Here is a 5,099-nt window from a genome sequence, read left to right on the forward strand (position 1 = left end):
TATCCATTGGATTCCCTCCCTAAAATTAAGAGCGGAATTCTAATGCTTTTTAGTCAGCCAGCAAGTCCCGTGCGTAACATGAGTTATTTATAAATTCTTTAAGATTTTTTTTGGGGAATATTAGTTGCGCTTCATCCACTTGCAAATTGCAAACGTTATCCTCATGATTTCCAAATTCAACAGAATTGGTTTTTAATATTTTTTCAATTTGCATCCCAATATCCTTTTAATAAGCCTTTTATCAGGACTAAAATTTCTCTCTACCTACTACATCGACAGATTTACAAAAAGTTTTAATTAATAGTTGGACAAACATATAAAAAACTTTTTACGAAAATGAAAATTAATATCATTCGAGAAGTTAAAACTGAGCCGCTATTTCTACATTTGACGGTATTTTACTCAAAATATATTAATCAAATGGTAGAACAAATTTAACATTTGAAGTTGTTTAGTATTTCTAGCTGTTATTTTAGGAAGATTCGGGCAAAAAAGAATAATTGATAAGCACTTAGCCCGAGAGATAGCCACATTTAACCGATTTTTTTCGAGCAAAAAATCTAAGCCTCTAGCTGACTCACTTGCATCACTCGAACACATGCTTAAGAAAACAATAGGGGCTTCTTGACCCTGAAATTTATCAACACTACCTACTCTCGCCTCTTTACCCAGTGCTACCTTCAGTTTGTTAACTTGATGATTATAAGGTGCAACAAAAAGCATGTCGTTCCATGTGACAAGCCGCTCCTCACCATTTTTTTCTTTTAGGGTGCGACCGAGTAACTGACGAGCTAATTTTACAATTTCTTCAACCTCTTCATCACTAGCTTGGGTGTTTCCTTCATGAAATACAGGTATTGGAATAATCCCAGCTTCTTTATTTAACGGGCCGTGATAATCTTTCGGAACCTTAATATATCTTCTATCATTTTCAGGTGCAGACTTTAATTTACCTTCATAAATAGCATCGCTAATAAACTTGTTTATCGTTGAGTGCATTCGATAAGTAGTACCAAGGAATACACCCATATTGTCTGGGATAGTTGGAGTAGAATGGAGAAGGTAATCTAAAATGGATAGACCACTATCTTCAGGATGACATCCTTGAGACGGTTGGCTTAACTGCATCTGGTCACCCATCAAAATAATATTTTTGGTTGAGCGACTCATGCCTATAAGGTTGGCAACACACACCTGCCCAGCTTCATCTATGAATAAATAATCAAAAGCATCGACTAAATCATTACGAGCAAATCCCCAAGCTGGTGTACCTATAAGACAGCCATCTTGTAAATGAGCAGTAATATTTTCATTCTTATAAACATCAATATTTAATTCTTTTAAAGCCGCATCAGTTTCTTTCGTACAAGCAAAATAGCTTTTAATGTCCTTTTCCTTACAATATTCTGCTGTTTTGATAAGTAAGTGATTAATTGCCTTATGACTATTTGATGAAATTCCTATTTTTTTCCCTAGTTTTAGTAATTCTGCAATTACATGAGTCGCAGTATAGGTTTTTCCAGAACCTGGTGGGCCTTGAATAGTTAAATAGCTATTATCTAGATTTTTTACTACATTAATAATTTCTAACAATCTTTTGTTTGGATCAGGACTAACTGCAATAGGTTCGCCCATTTGGTGACCTTTAATTCGAGGAAAACCGTGTTTTAGAAAATCTAATATGGCAGTATTATTGAGTTCCCCTTTTTCAAAAGTTTCTACCTGTGCGGCTATCGCCTCAGGAATAGGTTTAATCGGGATACTTTCATCCGGAATGAGAGTGATAATTTCGCCTAATGGCAAACTAGATTTTAAAGCGATCAATCCTTCAGGGAGATTGGATTTTTCTTTAATAAATTCAACACAGAGATTCTTTCCATCAGGTTTTATTTTTCCTAATACAAAATATTTTTCACAATCAGCTTTAAATTCTTGTGTTGGATCAAAGCGATATTCGTAAATCAAATTACGGTCTTTTGGCTTCAATTTACAGGGAGCAGTCTCTGTACGGATGCATAGAGCCAAACAGTCAATATCGTCTATTAATTCCTCATCTGTTAGCGAAAGTCTATCAAATAGCCGCCAATACATAGGTTTTTGTTCACGTCGGTGATACTCTAAGACCCAAGCAAAAAGGGAAGCTAGTTTTGCTTCTTCTTCCAACCCCTCTTCAGCTAATTTATAAGATTTTGCTAGTAATCTATCACGTAACTGAATCCGGATTGTCACTTCCTCTTTTTCTTCAGGCTCTTCAATTTCAGTTTTTCCGATATAACTTATGCCCTGTTCTTGCTGACGTTGTCTTAACCATTCCGTCAATTCTTGAGTTGAATTACAGTCATCAATATTGTAATCACGAATTGATTTTAAAATAGCTGAAGTTTCCCATGTATCACCATCAGGCTCTTCCAGCCAACGTTCGTAGACCACGATGGAATCACCTCCAGACCCAACATCCGTTGTGCGTTTGCCTCGATAGAGATGCTCTACATTTTTTATAGAATAACGAGGTTCTCCTATTAGCAGGCCTCCTTTAACAACCTTATATAAATCAACAAAAACCTCGTTTCGCAATAATTGGTCGACTTCATATTCACAAATCCCATACCGCCCCATTAATTTACGACAAGCGGAAATCTCATAGTTGGCATAGTGATAGATATGCATCTGCGGATCTGTAGTCCATCGAGCGTATGCCCAATCGATAAATGCTTTGAAGGTGGTCTTTTCTTCATCCTGGTTATGTGCCCAAAAATCTTTATATAGTCTTTGGCCTTTTTCATCTAAGTATGAAACTCCCCATAAATACTCTATCCCCCCTTCTACCAAAGGATATCCTTCTATATCAAAGTAAATATCTAGTGGCGAAGTAGGTGGTAGTAAATACAAACCAATTTTTTTATTGGGATTTGCCGAATAAAGCTGGTAGAGTGGAACTTCTTTCCCGGCACTTTCTTTCTGAATTTTTGCTTGTGATTTCAATCTTGAAAACACTTCGGGATTAATTCCTGTTAGATGAGTAAGCGGTGTCTCGGCCAAATCTATCATTTTAGATATGCCGGACTTATTTAATTTCTTTATTTGGCTTTTGGTTATGGTTGCAACTTGGCAAAGGTGGTCCGCTTTTTTTAATAACTCTTCTGCATAATCGGACCATCTGCCAAAATGACTAGAGTCTGCTGGACTTGGACAATTCTCAATACTAAATTCTTCATGGGCTTGTAAGAAACAATTTTTTAAATTTCTATAATAATAAAAATAATCGTTCGTCTTTAAGTGAATGGTGTCACCCGTACCTAGCACAAGGGTGAGATTCTCAGGTCTTCTTCCCTGTATTTCTTCCAAAATTTCCGCATAACAACATAGTTGAATTATAAAGGAAGGTTTAATCGTTTTTTTTAGTTTAGAATCCCAAACCTCATAGTGATAATCCCCAAATTTACTTTCACCCTCTTTTTTCACTAAAAAATCTGCGTAGCCCTTTAGTGGAATTAATTGCAATGCGGCTTGATAAATGATGTCAACTCCAGCCGTCATCGAATCTAATGTCGCTTTGGTTTTGTCAGTTTCTTTTTCTATTTGAGCAACAACTAAATTTTTTTGATAGAAACTTTCTAAAATATTGGCTTCATGCTGGATGCCTTTCTTCTTTAGTGAATCTACCAATTCGTCTTTTTTATCGCATGGCGGTAACGATTCAGGATGGACAAGCGCTAAATGCTCCATCCAGGAGGCGAACGGACTTTCCATAAATAAAGTTAAATCTGTTGGAGTAAAAACAATATTTCGGGATTCTAAGTGCATTAATTACTAACCTTTTAATTCCATAATCTTCTAGTATTCCTATAGGTATAGTATATATTTCAGGCCATCACCTTTACCTTAATTAAATTGGCGCATTGGTATAAATTTCTATATTAGGATTAAACTTGCCCACTTTGAACCATCTCTTCTAACGCTCTAACTTACCCCCGGAATAGAAGACTTCTAGCACATATTCCATCATATTTATCCCAATATTTGTGGATAAGATTGTCATCTGATTTAACACCTCACTAAAAACGTTACCACTGAAAGCTCTATTAATTTTATTTTGCAAGAAATCCAATAATTCATCAGGTTCATCTGCAGTTGGACTTGCTTCTGGATGGGTTAAAATTGCATGCTCAAGCTAAGAAGCAAATGAGCTATTCTGTATAGCGTCATATCAGAAGGAGATAAAATTATTTCTTTAAGAGTCAGTCAAAAGCTATGCGCCTCGAACGTTACCTCAAGACACTTTATAAATCTCAAAAGAAGAACTTGTCCAAAACCCATCTTCTAGTTCACATGCTTTCAAATGAATTTTAAAGACTTTGATTTTAAAAAATGTATACTCTCCAAATTGGAACTATCATATATAGAAAAATTAAATGAACCCCTTATTTACAACTACTAGACTCATCATTTTCGAACCTTCCCTGAGTGATTTTGACAATCTGTACACACTGCAATCAAATTCTGAAGTGATGAATTTTATAGGTAATGGGAAACGCGATAAAAATGAAGTTAAGGTTGGATTAGAAAATGCCATTAATCACTTTCAAAAGCATCAATTTAGTCTTGGCTCAGTTTTTGTAAAAGATTCGCATGAGTTTATCGGTCGTGCAGGATTGATTTATTTCAATTATGATGACAACCAATCGGAGGTTGAAGTCGCTTACGCTTTATTGCCTCAATATTGGGGGAAAGGGTACGCCACAGAGATTACTACGTCTCTAATTCAAGTTGGTTTTCGAAACCTCAAGTTGCAAAAATTAATCGCTGTAGTCCATCCTGGAAATACCTCTTCCCAAAATGTATTAATAAAGTGTGGAATGAGTCATGCAGGAAAAATCAATTATTGGAATAAAGAGATTATGAAATTTGAAATAACTAATAAAGTCTAGCCATCAAATGTATTTATGATATTAAAATGTAAAACGTTGTGAAGATAGTAAGTAAGTAGTGCTCTATAACCACTCTATATTAATTACTCATGTTACGCACGGGACTTGCTGGCTGACTAAAAAGCATTAGAATTCCGCTCTTAATTTTAGGGAGGGAATCCAATGGATATG

General features: G+C 35.5%; 3 protein-coding genes. 1 reads left to right on the plus strand and 2 read right to left on the minus strand.

Going from position 1 to position 5,099, the window contains the following annotated elements; translation table 11 throughout:
* Nucleotides 1-49 precede the first annotated feature (49 nt).
* Together Lsan_RS22110 and Lsan_RS12340 are read right to left on the minus strand one after the other, a co-directional pair.
* Nucleotides 50-214, minus strand: coding sequence for a hypothetical protein (locus tag Lsan_RS22110; RefSeq protein WP_157068307.1), 165 nt, complete (start codon nucleotides 212-214; stop codon nucleotides 50-52).
* Between the two features lie 188 nt (nucleotides 215-402).
* Nucleotides 403-3,804, minus strand: a complete 3,402-nt coding sequence (locus Lsan_RS12340) for a TM0106 family RecB-like putative nuclease (protein WP_058514546.1) — start codon at nucleotides 3,802-3,804, stop codon at nucleotides 403-405.
* A 608-nt stretch (nucleotides 3,805-4,412) separates the two neighbouring features.
* Between Lsan_RS12340 and Lsan_RS12345 the strand changes: the two genes are divergently transcribed.
* The gene (locus Lsan_RS12345) at nucleotides 4,413-4,928 is read left to right on the plus strand and encodes a GNAT family N-acetyltransferase (protein WP_058514547.1); all 516 of its coding nucleotides are present in this window, start codon (nucleotides 4,413-4,415) and stop codon (nucleotides 4,926-4,928) included.
* Nucleotides 4,929-5,099 lie beyond the last annotated feature (171 nt).

This window comes from Legionella santicrucis (assembly GCF_001468135.1).
GTDB lineage: Bacteria > Pseudomonadota > Gammaproteobacteria > Legionellales > Legionellaceae > Legionella > Legionella santicrucis.

Excerpts from the sequence above, each read along its gene's own strand:
- Lsan_RS12340 (WP_058514546.1), bottom strand. The coding sequence starts at position 3,804 with ATGCACTTAGAATCCCGAAATATTGTTTTTACTCCAACAGATTTAACT.
- Lsan_RS22110 (WP_157068307.1), bottom strand. The coding sequence starts at position 214 with ATGCAAATTGAAAAAATATTAAAAACCAATTCTGTTGAATTTGGAAAT.
- Lsan_RS12345 (WP_058514547.1), top strand. The coding sequence starts at position 4,413 with ATGAACCCCTTATTTACAACTACTAGACTCATCATTTTCGAACCTTCC.